Genomic DNA, 24,702 nt, shown 5'->3' with positions numbered 1-24,702 from the left:
TCCATTCCTCCTTATTAACTCGCAATATTCTAGGTTTTTTCTTTATTTACAAATGTCCCTGTTGCAAATGCCACCATTTTGTCTTGTTCATCATAAATTTCACTTTTGCAGATTGTTACAGTTTTTCCATTCTGGATTACCTCTCCTTTTCCGATCAGAATGCTGCCTGTTGCTGGCCGCAAGTACTGGATTTTCATTTCGGCTGTCACAGAAAAAACATGGTCTTCCAAAACAGAATTAATGGCTGATGCCATCGTAGCATCTAAAAGAGTTGCCAATATCCCACCATGGACTTTTTCGAAAATCTGCAGAAATTCTTTTTTTACAGGCATGGAAACTTTTGACTTGCCGCTATCAGCATATTGCAGTTCTAGACCAATATGATTCCAGACCGGAGATGATGAGAGCGTTTTCAATTTTTCCGTTAACATGTAGGAAACCACCTTTTACTATTCTCATTTTCAATAATTATCTTTGTTTTATTTAATTTTATAATAAAAAGTATAGAAAAATCCATAATTATTTAAAAATTATAATAATTATATATATTTTATTAATTTAAAATTTTACGAATATAACTTTTGCAGATTCTTTTTTATTTCCTTGCCAATCGTATTTCTTAAGATTTCGTTGCTCCCTCCTGCAATCTCATAGGACTTGGCATCCCGTAAGTACCGGCCAAAAGGCGCATTAACGGTTGTCCCATAAGCACCGCAGACCTGTATGGCATCCGAGCAGACTTTTGTTGCCATCTGTCCGGCAAAAAGCTTTGCCTGGCTGGATTCAGAAATAGAAGCTTTTCCAATATCATGTAAGAAAGCGGCCTGATAGGTTAATAGTCTGGAAGCATTTATATTCATAAGCATATCTGCAAACATCCATTGAATTCCCTGAAAATTGATCACAGACTGGTCAAATGCTTTTCTGGATGATACCCACTCCAAGCTATGTTCATAAGCTGCCCTGGCAATCCCTACGCTGATAGCGGCTGCTGCAGTCCTGCTGTTATTAAGGGTAATGACAGCTTGCTTAACCCCTTTTCCTTCTTCCCCGACAAGACAGTAATCCGGGACAGCAACATCTTCAAAATATGCATCCATATGTGGTCCATTTCGGAGGCCTATTGTTTGTGAATAGTCACCGATTTCTGTCGTAATACCAGGAAGGCTGCGGTCAACAGCAAAGATGGAAACCCCTTTATTTGTTTCGGCCAGCAAAATAAAAAATTCGGCCGCAGAGCCGGATGTAATAAATGTTTTTTTTCCATTTATGATCCAGCTCCCGCCTTTTTTCTTTGCTTTTGTATCAACACTTCTGATATCCGATCCTCTTTTGGATTCTGTTAAAGAATAGGAAGCGATTAGTCCTTCCCTAAAAAGCGGAAGGTAATGGCTTTTAACTTTTTCATTCCCAAAAAGCATAAGCATGGTTTCTGCCTGAAAAATAGTGATCAATGAAATCGCTGTAGCTGCACATCCGTATGCAACTTCTTCCATTAAAATACATGCATCGATTTTGGAACGATTTAAACCATTATATTTCTCAGGCACTGTCAGGGCTGTATAACCCTGTGCGGCCATTTCTTTAATTATCTCCCTTGGATACACATCCTCACGGTCTCTCTCATCCGCTGTGGGAATTATTTTTTCTCTTGTAAAATCGCTTATTTCCTTCTGAAATTTAAGCTGCTCTTCAGTCAATTGAAGTTTCAAGCTATGCACCTTACTTTCGTTTGTTTTTCATTTGTTCCAGTAAAGCCATATATTCATGTGTATCTGTTACAACAGCCATATGCGAGGATACCATATCCAGGTGGTTCCTCAGACTGACTTTGTTATGGTTTTTAACAAGCCTTTTAATCATCCTAATTGCATTCTGTGGCTTTGAGCATAAGACCTTTGCAAATTGCTGTGCCTTTTCAAAAACTTCATCCTTCTCATATACATAATCGACCAGCCCGATCTCCAAAGCTTTCTCTGCATTTAATCTTTCGCCTGTCCACAATAACTCCAGAGCTTTTGATTCTCCTACAATTTTAGGAAGGAAGTATCCGCCGCCATCTCCCGGTACAAGCCCTAAATGGATGTACCCCTCTCCCAGTCTTGCATGGTCTGCACAAAAACGAAGATCACACATTAGAGCCATATCCAAGCCCGCCCCAATAGCATCGCCATTCAAGCATGCAATAACCGGCTTATCAATTTCTTCTAATAATAGAGGGATTTTCTGAATATTTTCCCATAAAGAAGCTTTTCGCTTAACGGCATCACTCCATAAATCCTCTGTAGGGTCTCCTATAAATCCCTCTCCATTTGATAATGCTTTAATATCTCCCCCTGCAGAGAACGCCTTCCCTGTACCTGTAAGAATAAGAACCTTTAAATTATCATTCTCTTTAAATTCCACGAGTGATTTATACCAGTCCGTAATCATTTCGTGGCTGAAAGAGTTTAAAAAATCCGGCCTATTTAATCTAAGCACGGCTATTTCATTTGTAAGGTTTTCAAAAACAATATGATTTTTTTCCATTTTAAAAACTCCTTTTTATCTGCTAATTTGTTTTCTTTCTCTGTCCCATACATGTTTAATTCCTTCATCTATAAGAACCTGCAGCTTAATTTTTTCTGATGAAGTTTTCTCAAAGGATTCCCTGATTTCCAAGTACCTTGGAACCAAATGGGATGGCAGGTTATCCAGCAGCCACTTATATAATTCCTCAATGGAGACCTCTTCTCCTTTTCTGCAGACAACACTTAATTTAATCTCTTGTCCGGCAATTTCATCAGGAATCGGCACGACTGCATTTTCCAGGATACTTGGATGCTGCTGTACCATATTTTCAATGTCATAGGCGGAAATGTTTTCTCCTTTTCTACGAATCATATTTTTCTTTCTTCCCTTGAAATAGAAGAAGCCATTTGAATCTTTCTCAGCCAAATCACCAGTGTGGAACCATAAATTCCTCATTGCTGATATGGTGTTTTTCTCCATATTAAAATAGGAAGTGAACATTGAATAAGGAACGTTGGGGCGTACAACAATTTCCCCTACTTCCCCAGCAGGCAATTCACAGTCATGATCATCAAAAATGCGAATGTCATAGAGTTCACGCGGCTTTCCAATACTCCCAATCTTTGATTCTTTCAGGGAATTCATAATAGCAAAACCGCCAATTTCTGCCATCCCATAGCCTTCCATCATTCGAGCATTTGTTTTCTTTTCAAGGCTTCTCCAAATTTCCTCTGGAGCACCGCCTCCATAAGCCGTCCTCAAACTGGTGCGAACCAGTGGCGGTGTCACTTTATCCAATATGCTTAATACCGTCCCAACATAGGTGAAAAGCGTTACATGATAATGGTTAACCGTATCCCAAAAAGAAGAAGCTGAAAATTTTCTTCCTAAAACGATCGTCGCGCCATTTAGAAGTAAAGCGGGTATGCCCATTAGTTGGGGATTGGCATGAAACAGGGGCAAAAACAAATATAAATTGTCAGTCTGGTCCATTCCGACTGCATCTCCTATATCTCTGCCCGATAATACAAACGTTTCGTGTGGATTCACGACTCCCTTAGCGGGACCGGTTGTTCCTGAAGTATAGACGATTGTTAGAGGCCACCCAGGCAGAAGAGTATATTCGATTAAACCTGAATCAACTTCACTTTCATTTAATAGAGTATTGAAATGGGTCATCTCCTTTTTGATGCCTGTAACATCTTTATCAGAGATAATAATTAAGCGATCAATGCCTAAATCATTTTTCATATCCATTTCAAGTATGGCAGGGAGAAACTCATCCTCAGTTATGATTGCCATGCTTTCGCTATTTTTTAATTGATGGTGCAATAAGGATCCTTTTAAACGCGTATCAAGCGTTACAGCTATTGCACCAATCTTTGACAAAGCAAACCAGCTCCAAATAAACTCTGGCCGATTTGATAGAATAATGGAAACATGATCACCTTTCTTAATTCCTTTTTTTAAAAATCCATTTGCCAGCCTGTTCGTAATATTCCACATATCTGCATAGGTATAGCATTCTTCCTCAAATTTTAAAAATATATTTTGGGGGTGATTTTCATTTCCAGCCAAAAGCAATTCATTAAAATTCATGTTCTCCGACCTCCTTTCTTTTCTCAGGCGCCGGGAGTAATGGCATCAACTTCAACATTGAGATATTCAAGGCATTCAGTTACAACTCTTTTGCCCGCCCTGCTCAAGGCGTCATATGTTAACCCAGCAATGTGCGGGGTTGCAATAAAGTTATCAAGGGAAAATAAAGGAGAATGGTAGCACGGTTCAGTTTCCTGAACGTCAAGTCCTGCGAAGCGCAGATGATGATTCTTTAAATATTTATACAGTGCATCTTCATTGATGATTCCGCCTCTTCCAGCATTTAGCAAAATGGCATCCTTTTTCATCTTTTTAATTTCTTCTTCTGCAATCATATGATGTGTTTCATCTGTCAGCGGGGCATGAATGGTAACGACATCTGATTGTGTTAATAGCTCATCAAGAGACACCAATCTGGCACCGTTTTCTTTGGCTTCCTCCTCATCAATGTATGGGTCGAATGCAAGCACATTCATATTAAACCCTTTTTTCAAAATGGAGCCGACACTCTTGCCAATATTTCCAAATCCGATAATGCCAACGGTTTTCCCGTTTAGTTCCAGCGCAGAAGTGAATCCATGTTTATTCCAGATTGATTCCTTCATTTGCTGATAGGCAAGGAGGATATGCCTCATGCCGCACAAAAGAAGAGAAACAGTATGTTCGGCCACAGATACCGAATTGACACCAGGAAGATTGATTAATTTGATTCCTTTAGAGGCTATGTAGCCCTGATCAAACTGATCAAGCCCAACAGATGCGATTCCAATGACCTTTAATTTGCCGCTGTTCTCCAATAAGGGTTTTTCAATTTTGCCCGTTAAATGTGTAGCACGCCCAAGTAAAATATCATAATTCCCAACAATTGCAGCCAGCTCTTCAGGTGATAAACCATGATTAACGTCTACTTCACAATATTGTTTTAAAAGGGTAATACCCTCTTCGTGAATATGGTCTATGACTAAAGCTTTCATATTGCTCCCCCTCATGTATTATGATTTTCGAAGTTTTCTGAAAAAATATTATGGATTTCTATTTTACATTTGGCACATACGGCTTTATAGTTAAGATACAATCTGTTAAGACTGTATAGAGAAAGAACCTTTCCCTATACAGTTTTTTTGTTTTCTTTTAATTTAAGAAGCTTGAAAACTTATATGCCAGTACAGCGGGGTCATCATTTAAAAAAGGATTCTTTTGATTTTCCTGATTGATCTTTGCATGTAAAACAATAGGGCCATCCTCTTCGATCGACTTCTGAACTGCCTTTTCAAAGTCCTCAGCATTATCTGTCTGAATCGTTTTTAAATTAAATCCTTCTGCAACTTTGGCTATATCAATGCGGCTGGCCAAGGAACATTGGCCACCTGTCGATGCAAAACATTCATTATCAAAAACAATCAGCATCCATTTACGCGGGTTCAAATAGCTTGCTGATGCCAGAGAATTGGGATTCATTAGTACGCCCCCATCCCCTTCAATGCCAATGCACTTTTTAAATCCTTTCTTTTCCAAGGTTAGGCTGACACCGATTGCAACAGATGGAGTCAATCCCATCGTATCCACCATATATAAATGATTATCCCGTCTTCCAAGGCTAGCCCATTCTCTCGAGGTATTCCCGCAAGAAGAAATGACAGGTATATTCTCTGTATATTTATAAAGAATTTTTAGCGCATCGAGTCTTGACATCATTGTTCTGCACCCCCTTTAATATTGAACATAACAATAATAGGGCGATGTGTATCCTTGGCATACTTAGCCCCTTGCTTTATGGCTGTACTCCATTCCTTCAAGGGAACACGATAATCAAGCTTAAATGTTTTCACCCTTGCAGCATCCAAAATGTCCGGCAGCGGTTCTGAAAACAAGTTAACTGCCGAATTAATTTCACCGAAACCGCCTCTGCGGGTTACTAAAATAAGCATGGGAACATGATAGGCCTGCGCAAACGTTGTGATAGCCAGGATTGAATTCCCGATCCCGGTATCCTGGATCAGCATAATTGGGAATTGTCCTCCCAGGCTGATTCCCGATGCAATTCCTACTCCATCTTCTTCCCGGCTGATCGGGAAAGAAGTAATTGTATCAGAGTTCTCAAAATGTTCAATGACCTTGCCAATTGTGCTGCATGGTAAAGTCAGCAAATAATCGGCACCTGTTTCCTCAATGCCTTTAATGATTTCTTCACAAGCTAAATCCTGAAACGTCGTCATGTTTATCCTCCTTTACCATTTGCTTGGCGGCAGGATGCTGGTTATTTCTTCAATTGATGCGCCGCTTTCAAAAAGCCTCACTACTTCATCTTCTCTTTTGGTGGCAGCAATCGTCTTCTCTAAAACTTCTTCTGCTTTGGTTCCTGGAACTACCACAACCCCGCTGTCGTCAGCAATAATCAAATCACCCGGATTCACCCGTACACCTGCTATTGAAATGGGGCCATTGATTTCCATTGCCTCTACACGGTATTTGCCTGTAATTGGCGTTTGGCCAGTACTCCAGACTGGATAATCCAATTTGCGGACGGTATCCACATCCCTTACACCGCCATCAACGATATTGCCTGCCATTCCCCATTGCTTAGCAACAAGAGTGGAGAGCCCTCCCATTACAGATACATCTCCCAGCGCAGCTGCATCGAATACTGCTACATCCCCCTTGTCTGCAACGGCATATACGTCTCTGTCCGCAAGCTTTGCCCGTTCCATATTGTAATAACCATGATCGGGAGTGTTACTTTCAGGAATATAGCGGATGGTAACGGCAGGACCGACTATCTTTTTGCCTGTTATAATGGGGCTCAGCCTGCTTGCTGAAATGGCCCCTTTAATGCCCATTGAATCAAGAACATCTGAAACTGTAGGCGTAAGTCCATCCAATTCCATAAAAGCTTCTATAATTTCCCGGGAAGGCCTTGTAAATTCCACTTTTACGATTCTTTCTGGCGGTATCAGACCCATTAATTTATGTTTATACTTTTCCAATTCGGCTGTCTTCATTTAGCAGCTGCCTCCTTTTGCTTAAGTAACAATATAACTCTATCGATTCAGACTCGATCGGTAGAGTTATATTGGTGTTCATTCTAATTTACTTAAGAATACCCTTCTCTTTGTAGAACTTTTCAGCACCAGGATGGATTGGAATACCCGAAGTTCCTTCTAATGCCTTTTCAATATCAAACTGTTCGATTACAGCGTGAGATCCTTTTAATTCCTCAATGCCCTCCCAAAGAGTCTTGACAAGATCATATGCAACTTCATCAGGCATATCTGCTGTTGCTACAAGGAAGTTATTTTGGGCAACTGACAGCACATCTTCCGGCTGGTTTTCATAGCTGTTTGCTTTGATTGTATATTCCATTGTCCAAGGGTATTTCTCTTTTAAGTAGTCAACAGCTTCCTGAGTATAAGGAAGCAGTTCGCCATTAGCTGTTGCCAGCATTTCCGTTACAGCGGATGTAGGAACTCCAGCCATGACCATTGCAACATCTGTTTGCTTATTTCTCATCAAGTCAGTTGCTTCTGTAAATCCAACAAAATCTTTGCCCAGACCTTCATAATCTACGTCATAAGCTTCCATTGCGCGCTGGGTTTCAATTTCAGTTGCACTTCCAGTCGCACCGGGAACAATCTTTTTCCCTGCCACGTCAGCGATTGATTCGATACCGGCTCCTTTTCTTGCCACTAGATGATTGACGTTTGGATATAACCCAGCCAAAATGCGGACATTTTCAACTTTATTTCCATCAAATGAGGCCTCGCCGTTAAAGCCTTCATAAAGAGTCCCTGTTGGTGTAAGGGCTACTTGAGCCTCACCCTGTTTAATAAAAATCAGGTTCTGTACACTTCCATTTGTGGCTTGAGAGGAAGCTTGAACATAATCCAGTTTTTTATTCCAGTAATCAGAGAATATAGCTCCCAATGGATAATAAGTTCCAGTAGTTGTTCCTGTTGCAAACATGATTGAATAGTTATCCGGTTTGCCGGATGACCCTGAATCTGAACCGGAAGAACCGGAATCCGAATTTCCTCCACCGCTCGTACTGTTGGAGCTGCAGCCAATTAATGCAAAAGCCAATAATGCAATGATAAAAATAGATAAAAGTTTTTTCATCTCTCTTTCTCCCCTCGTTTATTAGTTTGGTGTCATGTTCATTAGTAAAAAAAAGAGCTCGATAATTACTCTCAATAATCACCTCCCTAAAGGAATAGAACGATGGTACCGCTTTCAAAAAAGGTAATAGATTTTACTTTTGCTCAACCTCTGTTATAGCTCATTGTCTGTAATGGCGCCTGTTGATAGGAGCGCAAGGCACGATCCTCCGGCGGGAGAAGCAAGTCAAAGGGAGCCCCCCCTGCAGCCTTAGTGCTTGAAGAGCCTCGGACCTTCAAGGAAAGCGATCTTCCCTGGGCGGAAATCAACAGGCAAGTAACAAAAGACTCTCTAAAATAACATGTTTATTAAATAGATCGATATGGATGATACTAGAATAATAGAAAAGGCATATTTTATATTCCAAATCCCTATTTCAAATGGTTTTGTCTTAAATAATGCAGATGCAAGCAAGTTTGCTGCAGAAACTGGCGATAAAAGCGGAGTAATGCCCCAGCTTATTACCAGGATCAAAACGTATAGTTCTGGCTTTAGTCCAATGACGTCAGGGGATAGGGTAGTCGCAAAAATTGAGATGGGAAGCACTTGGTGTATGAAAAAAGATGATATTACACAAGTCAAGATGATGGTTATAACCGTTAAGATGAGAGAGATCTCGCTTATGCTGGAAAATAAGGATGTTAAGTATGCAGGAAATTCTGTCAGCAAAACCATCTGGGAAAAGAATGTTGCTGAAATTATCATGATCGATTCTGTATGGACATTGGGAGCCACTTCTGTGAAGTAATCTTTTAAGGAGAAGGCATATTCCTTAATTTTCTTTATTGCCAAAGACCAAAGAATGGAATATGTAATGGCAAGTATCGAAATTAGCAGCAGCACATTATAATGATGAAGCCATTTTTCCAGGAAGAATAACGCCAGGAATAGCCCTATGAAAGCTATGATTAATTCAATTCCTCTCTTATGCTCTACCTTTTTAGTCTGCTCCCTGCTTCCATCTTCATCAATGCTTACCGCTACATAGGGAGCTGTATTTGTCGTTACTTCTTTGGATAGGTACCTTAGATTGATCACAACAGATGTCAGGTAGCAAATGATGACCATGACGAATCCATATCCAAAAAAAGACACAAAGCTCACTCCGACAAGATGCAAGATGATGGCGACGCCCGCAAAATATGGAGACCAAAAGGCTGCCAGGGAAAACCCTTGAACAAGGCTTCTAACAAATACCTTGTTTAAGTACTTGAATCGCTCTGAGAATAAATCATACATGACTCTTATTGAGCCTAAATTTAAAAATGAACTGACAATGCAGGTTATCGCTGTTACAAAGGCAATTTTTTTCATATCTTTCTTTAGAAAGTTCACCACAAAATAATCCATATACTCGATATAACCGCCATTTTTTAGAGGGTAGGATAATAAAGGGACGGTTATAAACAATGAAACTAGAGCCACATTGTTAAGAATGGAGTCCACCCAGTATTCTGCGCTTCCACCATAGAAAAAGAAAATCATATTGCCAAAAATGAGCAGAGCACCGCTCATAATTTTGGGGAAGTTAGCCATCCAGGGCAAAGAAATCAGAAAGGCGAGAATGACCAAAGATACGAGAAACAGATCCAAAGGTAGCGAGAAAAAAGAGTAAAGCATATAAGACAATGCCAATGTTAATAAAGTAACGCCCCTTGTTAATATTAAAACCGGCATTATGTGCTGCATAACTTCACGACCTTAACTATTTGAAATTTCCTTTTTACTGCTGGAAAAAAAGAAGCTGCTGTATTCCTCTTTCTTTCCCTCCCACTCTTCCAAAAAATTCATATGCTGCTGTACGGCAGCCAAAGCCTTTACAGCTCTCTCAGCACTAGGGTATAGAGGGATTTTAGCTTCACGGAGTTTATTCATTCCATCCTTTGCCAGGGATTCGGCAATCGTCCAAGCAACATACATGGGTTTCTCAGTCTTTTTTGAGAGCTCTATAATATCCTCAGCGACTTTAGATGCGATTGTCCCTCCAATGGTTGTCAGCATAAGTACTAAAGCATCAATATTTTTATCTTCTATAAATACTTCCAAACTTTTTTTAAATGAGCCTGGATCATTTAATATTTGTGCGGTTGTGTCAAACGGATTCTGTGGAGTGGAAAATTCGGGAGACATTTCTGTCAGCTTTTTTATACTTTCATTTGAAATATCAGGTACATCTAATCCATATTTAACACACTGATCCGTTACAATCGTGCAGGCCCCTCCTGAGGTCGATATAATGCCTATTCGGCTGCTTTTCAGATTATTTGGAGAATCAAAGGCAATTGCATAATCAAATAAATCGTCGAGATCTTCAGCATTTACCGCTCCGAATTGCTTAAATACTGCCTTGTAAACATCATGGTTTCCTGCCAGTACCCCTGTGTGGGATTTTACTGATTTCTGGCCAATGTCGCTTCTGCCATTTTTATAAATAATGACAGGCTTCTTCTTGTTTGCCGCTTTGGCCAGTGCAGCTTTAAAGCCTTCCCCATCTGCCAAGCCTTCAAGGAATATGCATACCGTGCCGGTTGAAGGATCATCAACGGCATATTCGAGATAATCTGAAGCATTCAAATCTGCTTCATTCCCCGAACTAATCCATTTATTAATGCCTATTTTCTTTTCCCAACCCTGGCTTAGCATGGCACCGCCGATTGCTCCGCTTTGGGTTATATAGGAAATTCCTCCTCCCATAGGTATCTCGCTGCTCGTCATGGCCATGCTGAAGCTGGCAAACACTCTGTTATTTACATTTGCAATCCCTATCGTGTTCGGGCCGCAAATTCTTATGTTGTGTTCCTTGGCAAAATCAACGATCTCTTGCTGAAGCACTTCACCATCTTTGCCTGTTTCGGCAAACCCTGAAGCATGGATCATTACCATCTTGATATTTTTTAAAGCACAATCTCTTAGTGCTTCCATCAGGAGACCAGGCGCAATTAAAAGGCAGGCAAGATCCGGAATCTTGGGAATATCTAAAATGGATTTATAGCAGGCAAGTCCCTGGATTCCCCCCCCCTTTGGGTTTACAGGGTAAATTTCACCCTGGTATTGATGTTTTAAAAGGTGTTCAATCAGCCTTCCGCCATGCTTTTGAACATTATGTGAGGCGCCGACTACAGCAATGGATGAAGGATTAAGCAATTTTTCAATTGCATCGTACTTACTCAACTTGCAGCCACCCCCGATTTTCGATGGTCAAGAATAACGCGGGCATCCAACGCAACAGCACCATTTCCTTGTCCATAAACAATAACAGGATTTAATTCAAATTCAGAAATTTCAGGGAACTCAATTGATAACTGCGCTACTCTTTGGATGATTTCCTTTAAGCTCGATAAATCTGCTGGCTGCGATCCTCTATAACCTGTAAGAATTTTGCTTGCCTGTATCTCTGAAAACATGTTATCGATGTCCCTATTTGCTATGGGCAGGACTTTTAATGACACATCTTTTAGCACCTCAACAAATATGCCTCCAGCACCAAACAATAACACAGGCCCGAATACAGGATCCCGGTTCATGCCCACAATTACTTCTTTATCGCCTTTGATCATTTCCTGGATGGATATCCCTGTAATTTCTGCATTTGGATTGTAACTTTTTGCATTCCGGATAATCTCTTCAAAAGCACTTCTAAGCTCCGGCTCATTCTTAATATTCAGCATAACACCTTTAGCGTCAGACTTGTGGACGATATCAGGCGAAACTATTTTCATAGCCAGAGGAAAGCCTATAAATTGTGCAAGTTCTACTGCTTCATCAGCAGATGTGGCTAACCGAAAATCGGGAACCGGGATTCCAATATCCTGCAAAATTTGTTTTGATTCTATTTCCGTCAGGACTGTCCGACATTCTTCCTTTGAAAGGTTAATAATTTGCTGTATAGCTGTTTTAATCATATTGAAATCCTTTCTTTTTAGTTATTACCTATTCAGAGATCTACTCTTATTTATACTTGCACTGTTAAACTAGCCTGTTGATTTCCGTCCAGGTGCTTAGCGAACTGCGGGCGGTCCAGCGCCTTGCGCCTGCGGGGTTTCCCTTTCACTCGCTTCTCCCGCTGGAGTCTTGCACCTTCCACTCTAATCAACAGGGTGCCATAATCAACAATGAGCGTTTTAAATAGAAATCTATCCATTAATAGATTCTGCTTTTTTACCATCCCTAATATCACTGCTTAAAGCAAATCTTCTTTCAATATGGTGCCTGTTTGCATTTTTAATTCCTAGAGCGTCGTTAGCAATTAAAATTCGCTGGATATTGGCAGAGCCTTCTCCGAAATGAAGCATATTGGCATAGTTGACGTATTTCATGATCGGATATTCATCTGATATGCCATTGCCGCCAAAGATTTCAAGTGCATTCCTGGAAACCTTTGCAGCAACTTCTGAGGCAAAATATTTAGCGTAGGAGCTTTCCCTTGTAGCCGTTTCTCCTTTGTCCTTCAGGTAAGCACTTCTATAAGTTTGGAGCCTTGCTGCATCGGTTTCGACAACCATGTCTGCAATCAGATGCTTAATCATCTGGTATTCGCCAATCGGATTTCCGCCTACTATTCTTTCATTACAGTATTTTATCGATTCGTCTACACACCCCTGGGCAATTCCTACAAGGCGGGATGAAACCGTTAGCCTGCCGTAGTCAAGTGCGTTCATCGCAATCTTAAAGCCTTCTCCTTCTTTTCCTAGAAGATTTTCTTTCGGTATTCGGTAATCTTCCAAAAATACTTCACAGCTTCTCATCATAAAGCCTAAAGAGCTGATTTCAATCGGTTTTGCAGTAAAGCCAGGGCGGTTTGTTTCGACGATAAATGCTGAAATTCCTTTGTGGCCAGCCTTTAAGTCTGTTTTAGCAAAAAGGACTCCGACATCTGCTTCGTTTGCAAACGTAATCCACGTTTTTGAACCGTTGATGACATATTCATCGCCTTCTAAACGCGCATATGTTTTCATGGATCCTGCTGGATCTGACCCTCCTCCTGATTCTGTTAGGGCAAACATGCCGATCAGATTCGCTTTAATCAAGTCTGGAACATATTTTTGAATTTGTTCCTCTGTTCCCCAATTTAATATCGTAAAAGGGCAAGTCATAGCCTGCATATTGAAAGCGTATCCAAAAGAAGGATGGGCTTTAGAAATTTCCTCTGCTATGATTGCCAGGTTCAGAAATCCCATCTCAGAGCCGCCGTACTTTTCCGGGAAACATGCCCCAAATATTCCGGCTGCCCCCATCTTCTGCAAAATTTCCTTAGGAAATTTTCTTTCTTGTTCAAAGTATTTTACATTCGCCAGAATTTCCTTTTCAGCAATGGCTCTTGCCATGTTCTTCACCTGAATATTTTCACTGCTTAATTCAAAGTTCATCTAACCAGACCTTTCCATATGGTTTCTTCATTTTATAACGTTCTTTTCTCATAGATTGTTGTTTGTGTTATGAATTCTGCCCGTTGATTTCCGCTACGGGCACTCAGCGAACCCGCGGGGAGGGCTGCGAGCCTCCTCGGCTTCGCCTGTGGGGTCTCCGCACTTCCCTCTCTTCCCGCAGGACATTGTCTAAACATCCCTGAATTAACACCTCGTCGTAAGAAAATGCGGATGCATTTTCGAGGAGTCAAGTGCCCTCCGCTACAATCAACTCAGTGGGTAAAATAAGTTTGCCTTCAAAAAGCAACAAACTTTACGAAAACAGCCTTTTATAAAGTCTCAATCCTCTTCTCCAATGACTCTTTAAACGGCTGTTCCCATTCTATTAGCTGCAGAAGCAATCCAAATGAACTCTTGGGATGAGTAAATAATTCCTTCCTTAAACCATGGCTTTTTTTGAATCCGGCAACTTTAACTTCACTATCCAGTAGACGGCTATGTAAATCGTCAATTTCATCAATATTAAAAGCTATATGATGTAAGCCTTCACCCCTTCTTTCTAAAAAGTTATGAATGTCTCCTTTTTCACTTAATGGAGTCTCAAGGCCTATTACAATACCCCCGACTAAGAAGTAAGCAGCCCGGGCATTTTGTTCCGGCAAGACCATTTCTTTTAGAAATTCCCCTTTTAAAATAGTAGAAAAAAGCTGCTTGCTTTTTTCTAAATCTTTCACCGCGATTACAATATGATCAATACTGCTTGCCATATTAAGCACTTCCTCGAACAATGGTTACTAATTTAGAATTTTTAGAATGTTTGAAATTAACTTTGTATTTATATTATTATATATATAAATATAATTCAATATTATATAGATATTTTCTAAAACTTTTTGGATCCTGGTTTATCATTTAGTTTTTTTTAGGAAAGGATTGATCTAGGTGGTCAAAAGAAAGGTTTCTGCATATCCAAGACTGAAACTGTTTAATCCGCTATTAGCCCAAACAGCAGCAGCATTTGGGGTTCTTACCTTACCCCCTTTGTCAACTTTTATTGTAAAAGAGCTTGAACTTTCCGCTTTCATGATGGGACTTATGATGTCCTCTTTTTATTTGGGCTGTATTGTCTTCTCCTTTTTTACTGGCCAAATTATTAACTTCCTCGGCATACATAAATCGATCTTTATATCACTCCTTGTTATTGGTTCTTTTATTATGGCAGGCAGTTTTTTCGACTCGGTATGGGCAATGCTTCTGCTTCTGGCATTATCGGGAATGGGATACAGTTTAATTAATCCTGCCATTAATTTATTGATCACACAGGATTTTTCAGTCGAAGTTCGGGGTTTTGCCATGAGCGTAAAACAAATGGGGGTAACATTAGGGGGGGTATTTACAGCGTTATTGCTTCCTAAGCTTGCCTTTATCTTCGATTGGAGGACTTCACTTTTTATAGGAGGTGCCATGGTGGCATGCTTTTCGCTTTATTTCTATTGTATGCTAAAGAGCTATGCCTCACCGCCAGCTCCCAACTCTAACCCAAACCACCTAAAAAATATTAAAATCTTTTTCCAAAATTCAAAGCTTGTCCGTTTAAGTATTTTGTCGTTCTTCTTTGTCGGTGCTCAATTTTCTTATTTTATGTACCTGGTTTTATTTCTAAATTTGGATCTAAACTATTCAATCGCCGCTTCAAGCTTTCTGTTGGCCCTTTCACAGGCTTCGGGAGCAATTGGAAGAGTCATATGGGGAGCAGCAAGTGACCGTTCAGGAGATAAACGGAAGGTTCTTTCATTGATTGGTATTCTTTCATCCATATTTTTGGTGCTATTATCTTTGAGTCCCTTCTTTTCTATGCCCTATTTACTGATGGCAGCTATTACGATCATACTCGGATTTACTATAAGCGGTTGGAATGGAATCTTCCAGGCCGCAATTATAGAGTATGGAGGAGAAAAAACAGCTGCTGTTTCAAGTGGAGTCAGCTTAACCTTTACCTATCTGGGCATTTTTCTCTTTCCACTCTTTTTTGGCTGGACGAAAGATTTATTTTCAAGCTTCAGCCTATCCTGGGTCATCTTATCCATTTGTTTAATATTATCAACCATACTAATCTATAAAGATCAGCGTTCAACATCAGTCAAAACGAAAAAATTCGCTGGTTAATAGAAGAAAGAATGCTAGAGGGCTTAAAAATACAATTTTAAACGTCAAATTTTCCTCCCCATGTAAATATCTCACCAATCTTCCAGTAAAAGTGTATTTGTTTAGGTAGAAACTTAAATAAATCAATTTCGATTCCTCGAAAAATTGACGAATTTAAGCCTGAATAATTGTTGAAAACCACTTAATTCCTACTTGACTAATCGGATAAATAGGAATTATAATGATTTTAATAAAACTTCGAACAGTCTCACTTATAAGGAGGGTAAAAAATGCCATTAAACAGAGAAACTCTCATCAAAAAGCTTCTATCACTATCCAAGTTCCAGCAAAATCATAGTTTGTTTAGTTTAAGCGACAGAAAACTGGAAGCTCTGTATCTTGATCATATTTTATATTCCCCACACCCTCATAGCGGACATCAATCAATTAAATTAACAGGAAAAAATAGATGAGAAAAAGCCTGCAATTGTTAACACGCAATTTGAAGGCTTTTGTTGTTTCTCATTCCAAAAACTCCATATGACCCTTTTCAGATCGATAGTATTCCAGTCTGTCCTGAAGTGTTCCAGTATGGAATTCAAATTTGTGTCCATCCGGATCTGTGAAATAGATTGATTTCTTATCCTTCTCGTCTCTGTACCGGCCTGGCAAAATGTTAACATGAAGCTTCCGAAGCTTTTCGTATATTCCTTCATACTTAGACTCGTCAATGGTAAAAGCTATATGGGTGTAAGATTTCTCAATTTCATTCCGAGGTACATCACGTTCCTCATTCAATGCAAGCCACATGCCATTTAAATCGAAATAAGCAGTAGTCCTTCCTTTAACCAATAGCTTGGCATCAAACACATTCTGATAAAACGGAATCGACTTTTCCAAATCTGAAACTGAAAATAGGAAATGGTTCAAGCCTTTGACTGTCACATAATCAACCTCCAATTCTATACGCCATGTCTTTGAAGCTTTTAAAAGCAAAATGGAAAGGATAATCAATAATAAGAGAACAACACCAAAACTAAAGCGAACATGCGACTAGCCATAGAAGTCCCCCCTTTTAATTCATTTAGACGTTTGGGAAGCCAGTTCAGTTTCAATGTCAAATATATAAAATAAAAAAAGAGGAAATCATTCGATTTCCTCTAACCTATTAATTCCGTGCCAGCTTCTGAACCATTTTTTCCTGCTTTACTTCTTCTTCTGCAGGTTTGGCGCGTTTAATGAAGAATGCTAAAACCAGGGCAACTGCAGCTATAAAGGTCGCTACAAAGAAAGCATCATTAATTCCCTCGAGCATAGCTTTTATAAGTACTTGCTGCTGCATTTCAGACATAGCAGCTTCAGTCAGCTGACCGCCTCCATTTGCCATCGCGCCTTCTTTGGCTATTTCGGCGGCATGTGTTTCTGTTCTTGTTGACATCACTGTCACTAATAAAGCAGTTCCAATGGCACCAGCAACTTGATTTAACGTATTGTTCATGGCTGTACCATGAGGATATAAATGTCTTGGCAATTGGTTTAAGCCATTTGTTGATACAGGCATCATCACCATTGACATGCCAAGCATTCTTATCGAATTTAGAATAATTAATTGTGTATAAGTTGTTTCCAAAGTCAATCTGCTGAAAACATATGTGGTTGCAACAGTGATCGTTAAACCGATAACAGCTAAAATACGGCCGCCAATCTTATCAAAAAGTCTGCCTGTTATAGGAGACATTACCGCCATGACTAGTGCTCCAGGGAGCATCATCAATCCTGCATCCAATGGGGAAATGCCACGGATGGTTTGAACATAAATCGGAATGAGAATCATACCCGAAAACAGCGCCATATTTACAGTCATGGCAATGGCAGAAGACAGTGCGAACATTGGATATTTGTATACGCCAAAGTTCAGCATTGGGCGGTCGGTTTTAGATTGCTTCAATATAAACCATACTAAAGAAATTACACCAATCATAATGGTCAAGTATACATGGGGACTATCCCATCCTTTGTTGCCGGCAGAGCTGAATCCATAAAGAATCCCCCCGAAACCAATACTTGAAAGGAGAAGAGAAAAAATATCCAACCGGATATTTACTTTATCCTTTTTATCTTTTAACAAAGCAGCCCCCAACAGCAAAATAGCTCCTGCTATTGGCGTAAGGAAATGGAAAAGCATTCTCCAGTCATAATGTTCAATAATCCAGCCTGAAAGAGTTGGACCAATAGCGGGAGCAAACATTAAAATCAGGCCAAATACACCCATTGCTGCACCGCGTTTTTCTACCGGAAAGCTGATCAGCATAACATTCATCAAAAGAGGCAGCATGATGGCTGAACCTGAAGCCTGCAGCATTCTTCCCGCCAGCAGTATCGGAAATACGTGAGCGACCCCCGCAATGATTGTTCCAGCTGTAAAAAGGCCCATCGCAACAATGAATAGTCTGCGGACGGTATATTTTTCAATTAAAAAAGCTGTAGCAGGAATTAAAATACCATTAACAAGCATAAATCCTGTGGTCAGCCACTGCACAGTTGCCGCTTCTATTTTTAAATCTGCCATTATCGAAGGCAAAGCGATATTTAGTAATGTATTATTTAAAAAGGCAATAAAAGCCCCTATCATTAAAACAGCCAGTATCCCATAAGGGGGACGATCTGTTTTATTATTTATTGCATGACCCATTGTTTTTCCTCCTGTACACTCAGTTCATTCTTTTATACTCTCGTTACACATCAAACATATAATATACCACGAGTACAATTTTTGCAATAAAAAAACCCTTGTAAAATAGAGGGTTTGTATAATTCATTAGAATAATGTACTATAAGATTATACCGACAGTTCAAATAAAATGACAGGTGATTACGAATGAATGACAGGAAACAGCTTGTAATTAAGAAAGCACATCAATTATTTCTGGATAAAGGCTACCAAGCTACATCTATTCAGGATATTTTAGAATACACGGGAATATCGAAAGGAACTTTTTACAACTATTTTTCCTCAAAAAATGAACTGCTTATTTCCATTTTTAAAACATTGCATAAAAAAATGGAATATGAGCGAAATCAGCTTCTAATAGGCAAGGACCCTTCAAGCATAGAGGTGTTTACTATGCAGGTTGAGTTTCAAATGAATATGAATCGCTCAAATAATTTGGTCACTCTTTTTGAGGAAGTGCTTGTTTCACACGATCCGGAACTCATGCAGTTTATAAAAGAAGGACAATTAAGAATGGTTCATTGGATTTTCCAGCGGTTTATTGAAATCTTTGGAGAAGAAAAGAAACCATATTTACTCGATTGTGCCGTTATGTTTCTCGGGATTCTTCATCATAACGTGAAATTCAGTACGAAATTCTTTGAAGAGCCATCAAGCATCAATCATGTGATTCGGTATAGTGTGGATCGTATTTCAAAAGTTGTTAAAGAAGTTAGCTCTGCAGGAGAACAGCTGCTAAAACCTGAACTAATAGACAATCGCTTTAATCATTTAAAGCATCGGGACCAGGGATTTAAGCACAATCTTTGCAAAACCATATTCACGCTGAAAAAATCAATTCGGCAGCAGGAACAATCTCATTGCATTGAACTACTGGACTTTATCCAGGAAGAGCTGCTACATTCCAAAAAGCCAAGAAAGTTTCTAATCGATAGTGCTCTCCAAACTCTCCGCAACTGCCTTGCCTTTTTAGATGAAAAAGAATTTGAAACACTTGACCAGCTTGCTGCTGCATTTTTTAATCAAACAGAAGAAGAACTAGTTTAATTTAAGCCTAATCCTTTATGGGTAGGCTTTTTTAATGCCTTAAATGGAAGACCTCATATCCCTGCCCAATATGATCTTTCCCTTTTTCCGCTATGCATTCATATTCCTTCCAAAAACGGAAACAATAAAGGATGATGCCAAACTAACCGGTGATTTCTTTATGAAAAAAGAGTTAAAAAAGAAGAAAGCCTTTAATGACTTTGACCTTGAAGATTTGGAACGTTCTTTTTCCAAGTCCAATGATTTTAAAAAGTCTGCCTATTGCAATAAAAAAACGGGCACAAATTTTTCATTTATTTTTTTCACTACACTTACTGATCAGCAAATTATTAGCAAGAGTATACTCCCCGGGCTGCTGCTGGGTGAATTTTCAAAACTTGATGACTTAAAGAAGCTTCTTCCTTCAGCAGACATCCAGATATGCGAGGACCTTTCCGGTACGGAACAAAAGCTGCTAAATGGCTACGTCATGATTTTAGTTGACGACGAAGAAAAAAAAGCTGCCTTCATAGCAGCCCAAAAAGAATTTGTCCGTGAATTGGGCCATGCAGAAGTTGAACATACAGTTATTGGGCCGAAAGAAGCTTTTGTGGAATCATTCGGGCAAAATTTAAATTTAATCAGAAAAAGGCTGCCTATTTCGGAACTTACGATTGAAGAATATTCGGTAGGCAGTATTTCTAAAACTCCAGTAGCGGTCATATATATCGCCGGCATAACAAATGAGGATAACGTCAACATGGTAAAGGAGCGTCTGGAGAATGTTGACTTTGATGAAATAACAGACAGTTCCTATATTGTCCAGCTCATCTCAGATAACTCAAAATCTCCTTTTCCGCAATTATTGGATACAGAAAGACCGGACAGAGCTGCAGCTGTACTGGCGGAGGGCAAAGTTGTTATTGTTGTAGATGGTTCTCCCCATGTCTTAATTACACCAACAACCTTTGCGGAATTTTTCAGTTCCTTTGAAGATTATTTTCTAAATTGGATCGTAGCATCTTTTGTAAGGATCCTTCGAGCGTTTGCTGTAATCTTTTCCATCCAGATCACACCCATTTATGTAGCAACGCTTACTTACCATCAAGAAATGATTCCTTCTGATTTAATGGGAACCCTTGTGTCCTCGAGACAGCATATCCCACTTCCGCCATTTTATGAAGCCTTATTGCTGGAATTGGTTATTGAACTTCTTAGGGAGGCTGGAGCAAGATTGCCAACCAAGGTGGGCCAGACAATCGGTATCGTTGGAGGGATTGTGATTGGGACTGCATCCGTTGAAGCTGGCCTAACAAGTAATGTCCTTCTTATTTTCATTGCATTGGCAGCTCTTGCTGCATTTGCTACACCTGTCTATAAAATGAACAATACAATCCGGCTATTAAGATTCCCATTTTTATTTTTTGCAAATCTTTGGGGGTTAGTAGGTGTACTATTTTGCTCATGCCTATTATTAACCCATATGGTAAGGCTAACATCTCTTGGTAGGCCCTTTTTGCAGCCATTTTATCCGCCCAGGTACCGGGACTTGAAGGATTCCTTTGTCAGATTTCCATTTAGTCCACTTCGGCCCGTATACTTAAGAACACAAAATCCATATCGATTTCATCAGGAAAAGACGAAAAAAGCAAAAAAAGATATCGATGAATAAGCCTGGCTTAAAGGCCAGGCTGTTTTATGATTTTGAATACTGCCGGTTAACTTTTTTCTTCTTCACTTTTATTCAATTTATCTTCCCAGGGTTCAAATGTGAAAGGAATTCCAATCATTTTTGCCGTCAGCTCATCATAAGAAACTAAATCTTTTTTGGACAACTCTTGAAGAGATTTTTTCCCCATCGCCCGTAAGGCGATTTTAATTTCCTCCGTACTCGCTGTTAAAAATTTTTCTGCTGATTTAACTCCATCTTCTATTTTAAAAGTATCTTTGAATTTTCCCTGGTTCCATACGGCCTGAGTTGGCGGTTCAAATGGCAATGCATTCAATGTGTGTTTATGAGACGCAGTAAACAGCATAACTGAACCCAGGTATACAGCATCTGCACCAAGCGCCAGAACCTTTAAAAAATGGCCTGGTGTAAAAAGGCCACCTGAAACAATTAAACTGATTTGTCCCTTCTTTTTTCTTTTTTCCAGATGACTTGCAGCCCTGACAACAGCATGCAAGGTAGGGATTCCAAAGTCGTCAGCTAATAGAGGGGGGGCTCCAAGTGTGGCAGCCTGTCCTCCATCTACTGCAATGAAGTCCACTCCCATTTCAATCAGATTGTCAATATCTTCTTCAATTTTTCCTCCTGCCCCTATTTTTGCCCCAATTGGCACCCCGCCTGACAGCTTTCGAAGTTCTTCCACCAGTTCCTTCAAATCATTTAATGTCTGATTTTCAAAATAATGCTCTAATATGTGGGCGACCTCATTATTTTTAAGGCCCATAATTTCCCTGGCCCGCCCAGTTAAATTCTCCGGCGAAATATTCCCGCCCATGCCTTGCATCGCACCTTGGCCCAGCTTAAGCTCAATCATATCGGCACGTTTGATGACCTCTTCTTCCTTCCCCCATTCGGTTTTTGAAAACTGCAAAATATACTTTCCCGCACTTTCGAGTTCTTCAGGCAAAATCCCGCCTTCCCCTGAATTAATAGCAGTTCCTGTATTTTTGGCAGCTGTAGCCAGCGCAACTTTCACTTGTTCACTTAGGGCTATGCCATAGGCCATTCCACTGATCATAAGCGGGATTTTAATTTTCATTGGCTTTTTGGCTTTTGGGCCAATGGTAACCTTAACATCCACATCCTCATCACCATCAATTGGAAAGGGTGATGTCTGAACAGGTATAAAGGTAATTTGGTCAAAATGAGGCCATTTTTTCGAAGAGCCAAACGGTCTATGCAGGATATCCCCCGTTTCAGCACGAAGGTTATTTTCAAGTGCATTTTGTACACCCATATGGCGGAATCCAGGGATTATCTCAATTAAGTTTTCCTGATAGCTGTCAGTAAATATAATTTTCCCAGCTTGCTTAACAATCCGCTTCATAATCCAGCGCCAGCCAAAAAGCAAGATTAAAAAAAGGATAAATAATAATGAAATCATAGCTAAAATAATAATTTGTAAAATATCAGACATGCAAATTTCACCAGATCCTATAATAGTCTTTTTTACTCCATTATTGCCATAGGATAGGAATTTAACCTGTAAATAGGAATTCACTTCAGTTTATACTAGGTAACTTGTACTCGTTTCTCAGTATTGATAAGGATCCTTAGAATATACTAGGAGTAGAAGAATATTTAACCTGGATCTTTTTTATTTAGTTGCGAAAGTTTGTCGTATAAGGAGTCTAAAAATGCACTTGCTAAATAACGCCGCTCACCGCCCTTGGCCCGTCCCTTCTAACAACTGGATTATGAGGCAAAAATGGAGAAATTCCCTATTTATGCACTGGCCTGTAAAACCCGAGCTTGTAAGAAATTTGATTCCTTCCCCCTTAAGATTAGATACTTTTCAAGGTTACGCATGGTTAGGATATATCGCATTTTTAATGGATGGCATTTATCCGCGCGCATTGCCAAAATTGCCTTTGACGAGAAGTTTCCCAGAAATAAATGTCAGAACCTATGTACAATATGACGGTAAGCCAGGAATATTCTTTTTATCTATTGATGTGAAAAACTGGGCTTCTTTAAAAATCGCACGACATTGGTATCGTCTGCCATATCATGCATCAAACGTATCGATTGAACATAAGGGGACAACTTTTTCTTTTCAAAGCATACGAAATGAAAACAACCGCCATATTTCTTTCAAAGCTTTGTATAAGCCGATCTCAGATGTATTTTCCCCTGAAGAAGGTACCCTGGATCACTGGCTGACAGAAAGATATTGCCTCTACAGCAGAGATAAAACATCGAATATTTATTGCGGGGAAATTCATCATCTGCCCTGGCCGCTGCAAAAGGCGGAATTTGAAGTACAGTCCAATTCACTGCTTTCCCCTTTCAATATAAACCTAAGAAATACTAACCCAATCGCTCATTATTCTGGCGGCGTTGATGCACTTATATGGAATATCAGAAAAGTTCACAGCAGATGAGAAAAATGTTCAGCGTTCTTTTTCTCCGGATATTCTTATAGAATATTGTTCAATCTATCAAAAGGGCATGATTTACTGAAATGAGGTGGAAGTGTGAATAACCCTGATTCAAATCAAGCGAGAAATAATGAGGAACCAAAACAAACAAAAGGCAGCCTTCTCGAATCTATGATGGAGCCAATGGATCAACTTTCAAAAGTCGCTCCAGAGAATACGGAGAGAAAAACAAATAATAATGAAGAACCAATGTAAGGAAGGAAAGCTGGCATCTTCGCTTACTTTATTGATGCCGGCTTTTTTATGAATATGGATTAACTTGATAATAGTAATTAGGCTTGTTCCATTCTTTATTATACTGCTTGTGGAAAATGCGTGTGGCAGCTGGTGATACTGGGGGAGTAAGCCAGGTCCAGTCGCCTGTTAATGCTCTGCCTTGAGCCTTTTCATTTTCTTCGAATTTCTTAAATTGCTGGGCGGCAGTGTGATGGTCTACAATGCTGACTCTCTTTTTTAAAAGAATGCAAAACAGCCGCATTCACTTTAACAAGAGCCCTATCCTTCCAAAGGGAAGTATGTGTTCTTATATCTAAACCCATTAGCGAACCGATTTGTGGAAGCATATTATACCGAAAGGCCTGCTAAATGGATTAATTGATAATTCCAAATCCGTATTTTTTGCGCTGAAGCGTACTGCAGGAAGATGGTAAGTTTGGGATGAACCCTGCCATTATTCATGGAAGTCAAATGTGTTCAAACAAAGCAGAAAAAACTCCTCCTCTGTCTAGGCATTCCGCTGACCTTTGCTTTTATTCAAATTCACTATTACAGGTACGGATTAAGTCCTCTGCTTCTTCAAATATGAAATTATTCAAGATGAGTCCACCCAGAATAGACTATCTCCCACGAAAGCATAGCTGGGAGCTTGGTAAAAACAAATGGAGTTTTGTAACTTGTTTTAACTACCATATTTAATTCCTTCCGCTTCTGGCCAGTTTCGTCGTTATTCTGTTCGATTAACTACCGTTTTCCTCTTGCCCTAAACATTTTCGTCGTTATTCT

General features: G+C 39.7%; 25 protein-coding genes and 1 pseudogene. 6 read left to right on the top strand and 20 right to left on the bottom strand.

Annotation, left to right across the window (positions count from 1 at the left end; all coding sequences use genetic code 11):
- Positions 1-29: 29 nt before the first annotated feature.
- The 15 genes from IQ19_RS13590 to IQ19_RS13520 all read right to left on the bottom strand — a co-directional run bounded on the left by IQ19_RS13590 (position 30) and on the right by IQ19_RS13520 (position 14,395).
- Positions 30-431 (bottom strand): PaaI family thioesterase, encoded by a 402-nt coding sequence (locus IQ19_RS13590; RefSeq protein ID WP_144542939.1) that lies wholly within the window; start codon positions 429-431, stop codon positions 30-32.
- Positions 432-566: 135 nt separating this feature from the next.
- A complete protein-coding gene (locus IQ19_RS13585; RefSeq protein WP_158638786.1) occupies positions 567-1,712 on the bottom strand; it encodes an acyl-CoA dehydrogenase family protein in 1,146 nt (381 codons plus the stop codon).
- A 10-nt stretch (positions 1,713-1,722) separates the two neighbouring features.
- Positions 1,723-2,529, bottom strand: coding sequence for an enoyl-CoA hydratase/isomerase family protein (locus IQ19_RS13580; protein ID WP_144542937.1), 807 nt, complete (start codon positions 2,527-2,529; stop codon positions 1,723-1,725).
- Positions 2,530-2,544: 15 nt separating this feature from the next.
- Entirely contained in the window at positions 2,545-4,110 is a 1,566-nt protein-coding gene (locus IQ19_RS13575) for an AMP-binding protein (protein ID WP_144542936.1), read from the bottom strand.
- 23 nt (positions 4,111-4,133) lie between these two features.
- Complete coding sequence (locus IQ19_RS13570) at positions 4,134-5,084, bottom strand: hydroxyacid dehydrogenase (RefSeq protein ID WP_158638784.1); 951 nt, start codon at positions 5,082-5,084, stop codon at positions 4,134-4,136.
- A 157-nt stretch (positions 5,085-5,241) separates the two neighbouring features.
- Positions 5,242-5,805, bottom strand: a complete 564-nt coding sequence (locus IQ19_RS13565) for a thiamine pyrophosphate-dependent enzyme (protein ID WP_144542934.1) — start codon at positions 5,803-5,805, stop codon at positions 5,242-5,244.
- Entirely contained in the window at positions 5,802-6,326 is a 525-nt protein-coding gene (locus IQ19_RS13560) for a thiamine pyrophosphate-binding protein (RefSeq protein ID WP_144542933.1), read from the bottom strand. Before IQ19_RS13560 ends, IQ19_RS13565 begins: the two co-directional genes overlap by 4 nt.
- 12 nt (positions 6,327-6,338) lie before the next feature.
- On the bottom strand, positions 6,339-7,109 hold the full coding sequence (locus IQ19_RS13555; RefSeq protein WP_144542932.1) for an RraA family protein: 771 nt from the start codon (positions 7,107-7,109) through the stop codon (positions 6,339-6,341).
- Positions 7,110-7,197: 88 nt separating this feature from the next.
- Entirely contained in the window at positions 7,198-8,223 is a 1,026-nt protein-coding gene (locus tag IQ19_RS13550; RefSeq protein ID WP_144542931.1) for a TAXI family TRAP transporter solute-binding subunit, read from the bottom strand.
- A 330-nt stretch (positions 8,224-8,553) separates the two neighbouring features.
- A complete protein-coding gene (locus IQ19_RS13545) occupies positions 8,554-9,951 on the bottom strand; it encodes a hypothetical protein (protein WP_144542930.1) in 1,398 nt (465 codons plus the stop codon).
- Between the two features lie 12 nt (positions 9,952-9,963).
- Positions 9,964-11,433 carry an acetate--CoA ligase family protein gene (locus IQ19_RS13540; RefSeq protein WP_144542929.1) on the bottom strand — a complete coding sequence of 490 codons (1,470 nt, stop codon included), beginning with the start codon at positions 11,431-11,433 and terminating at the stop codon, positions 9,964-9,966.
- Positions 11,430-12,164, bottom strand: a complete 735-nt coding sequence (locus tag IQ19_RS13535) for an acetate--CoA ligase family protein (protein WP_144542928.1) — start codon at positions 12,162-12,164, stop codon at positions 11,430-11,432. Before IQ19_RS13535 ends, IQ19_RS13540 begins: the two co-directional genes overlap by 4 nt.
- A 50-nt stretch (positions 12,165-12,214) precedes the next feature.
- A complete protein-coding gene (locus IQ19_RS13530) occupies positions 12,215-12,403 on the bottom strand; it encodes a hypothetical protein (RefSeq protein ID WP_144542927.1) in 189 nt (62 codons plus the stop codon).
- A complete protein-coding gene (locus tag IQ19_RS13525; RefSeq protein WP_144542926.1) occupies positions 12,396-13,628 on the bottom strand; it encodes an acyl-CoA dehydrogenase family protein in 1,233 nt (410 codons plus the stop codon). The genes IQ19_RS13530 and IQ19_RS13525 overlap by 8 nt, the downstream gene beginning before the upstream one ends.
- 329 nt (positions 13,629-13,957) lie before the next feature.
- A complete protein-coding gene (locus IQ19_RS13520; protein ID WP_144542925.1) occupies positions 13,958-14,395 on the bottom strand; it encodes a VOC family protein in 438 nt (145 codons plus the stop codon).
- 175 nt (positions 14,396-14,570) lie between these two features.
- Here IQ19_RS13520 and IQ19_RS13515 point away from each other — a divergent pair, with 175 nt between their 5' ends.
- Entirely contained in the window at positions 14,571-15,794 is a 1,224-nt protein-coding gene (locus IQ19_RS13515) for an MFS transporter (RefSeq protein WP_144542924.1), read from the top strand.
- Positions 15,795-16,063: 269 nt separating this feature from the next.
- A complete protein-coding gene (locus IQ19_RS13510; protein WP_144542923.1) occupies positions 16,064-16,246 on the top strand; it encodes a hypothetical protein in 183 nt (60 codons plus the stop codon).
- Between the two features lie 49 nt (positions 16,247-16,295).
- Here the strand turns inward: IQ19_RS13510 and fosM are convergent, their stop codons facing one another.
- Both fosM and IQ19_RS13500 read right to left on the bottom strand, forming a co-directional pair.
- Positions 16,296-16,718: a FosM family fosfomycin resistance protein gene (gene fosM / locus IQ19_RS13505; RefSeq protein WP_144542922.1), complete on the bottom strand. Its 423-nt coding sequence runs from the start codon at positions 16,716-16,718 to the stop codon at positions 16,296-16,298.
- A 223-nt stretch (positions 16,719-16,941) separates the two neighbouring features.
- A complete protein-coding gene (locus IQ19_RS13500) occupies positions 16,942-18,465 on the bottom strand; it encodes a DHA2 family efflux MFS transporter permease subunit (RefSeq protein ID WP_144542921.1) in 1,524 nt (507 codons plus the stop codon).
- Between the two features lie 186 nt (positions 18,466-18,651).
- Here IQ19_RS13500 and IQ19_RS13495 point away from each other — a divergent pair, with 186 nt between their 5' ends.
- Positions 18,652-19,551: a TetR/AcrR family transcriptional regulator gene (locus tag IQ19_RS13495; protein WP_144542920.1), complete on the top strand. Its 900-nt coding sequence runs from the start codon at positions 18,652-18,654 to the stop codon at positions 19,549-19,551.
- A 160-nt stretch (positions 19,552-19,711) separates the two neighbouring features.
- Complete coding sequence (locus tag IQ19_RS13490) at positions 19,712-21,202, top strand: spore germination protein (protein ID WP_144542919.1); 1,491 nt, start codon at positions 19,712-19,714, stop codon at positions 21,200-21,202.
- 46 nt (positions 21,203-21,248) lie between these two features.
- Here IQ19_RS13490 and IQ19_RS13485 read toward each other — a convergent pair whose 3' ends face one another.
- Entirely contained in the window at positions 21,249-22,676 is a 1,428-nt protein-coding gene (locus IQ19_RS13485; RefSeq protein WP_144542918.1) for an FMN-binding glutamate synthase family protein, read from the bottom strand.
- Between the two features lie 220 nt (positions 22,677-22,896).
- On the opposite strand from IQ19_RS13485, the gene IQ19_RS13480 reads away from it, so the two are divergent.
- Complete coding sequence (locus tag IQ19_RS13480) at positions 22,897-23,643, top strand: YqjF family protein (protein WP_144542917.1); 747 nt, start codon at positions 22,897-22,899, stop codon at positions 23,641-23,643.
- A gap of 93 nt (positions 23,644-23,736) precedes the next feature.
- Positions 23,737-23,895, top strand: coding sequence for a hypothetical protein (locus tag IQ19_RS28105; protein WP_199749470.1), 159 nt, complete (start codon positions 23,737-23,739; stop codon positions 23,893-23,895).
- A gap of 46 nt (positions 23,896-23,941) precedes the next feature.
- Here IQ19_RS28105 and IQ19_RS13475 read toward each other — a convergent pair.
- Together IQ19_RS13475 and IQ19_RS29285 are read right to left on the bottom strand one after the other, a co-directional pair.
- Positions 23,942-24,272 (bottom strand): annotated as a pseudogene (locus IQ19_RS13475) (nitric oxide synthase oxygenase); the annotation flags it as partial.
- Entirely contained in the window at positions 24,265-24,378 is a 114-nt protein-coding gene (locus IQ19_RS29285; RefSeq protein ID WP_415802457.1) for a nitric oxide synthase oxygenase, read from the bottom strand. The pseudogene IQ19_RS13475 and the gene IQ19_RS29285, both read right to left, overlap by 8 nt.
- Positions 24,379-24,702: the final 324 nt, after the last annotated feature.

It is taken from the genome of Cytobacillus oceanisediminis (assembly GCF_007830235.1).
GTDB lineage: Bacteria > Bacillota > Bacilli > Bacillales > Cytobacillaceae > Cytobacillus > Cytobacillus oceanisediminis.
This window is presented reverse-complemented; position numbering and strand designations above follow the sequence as displayed.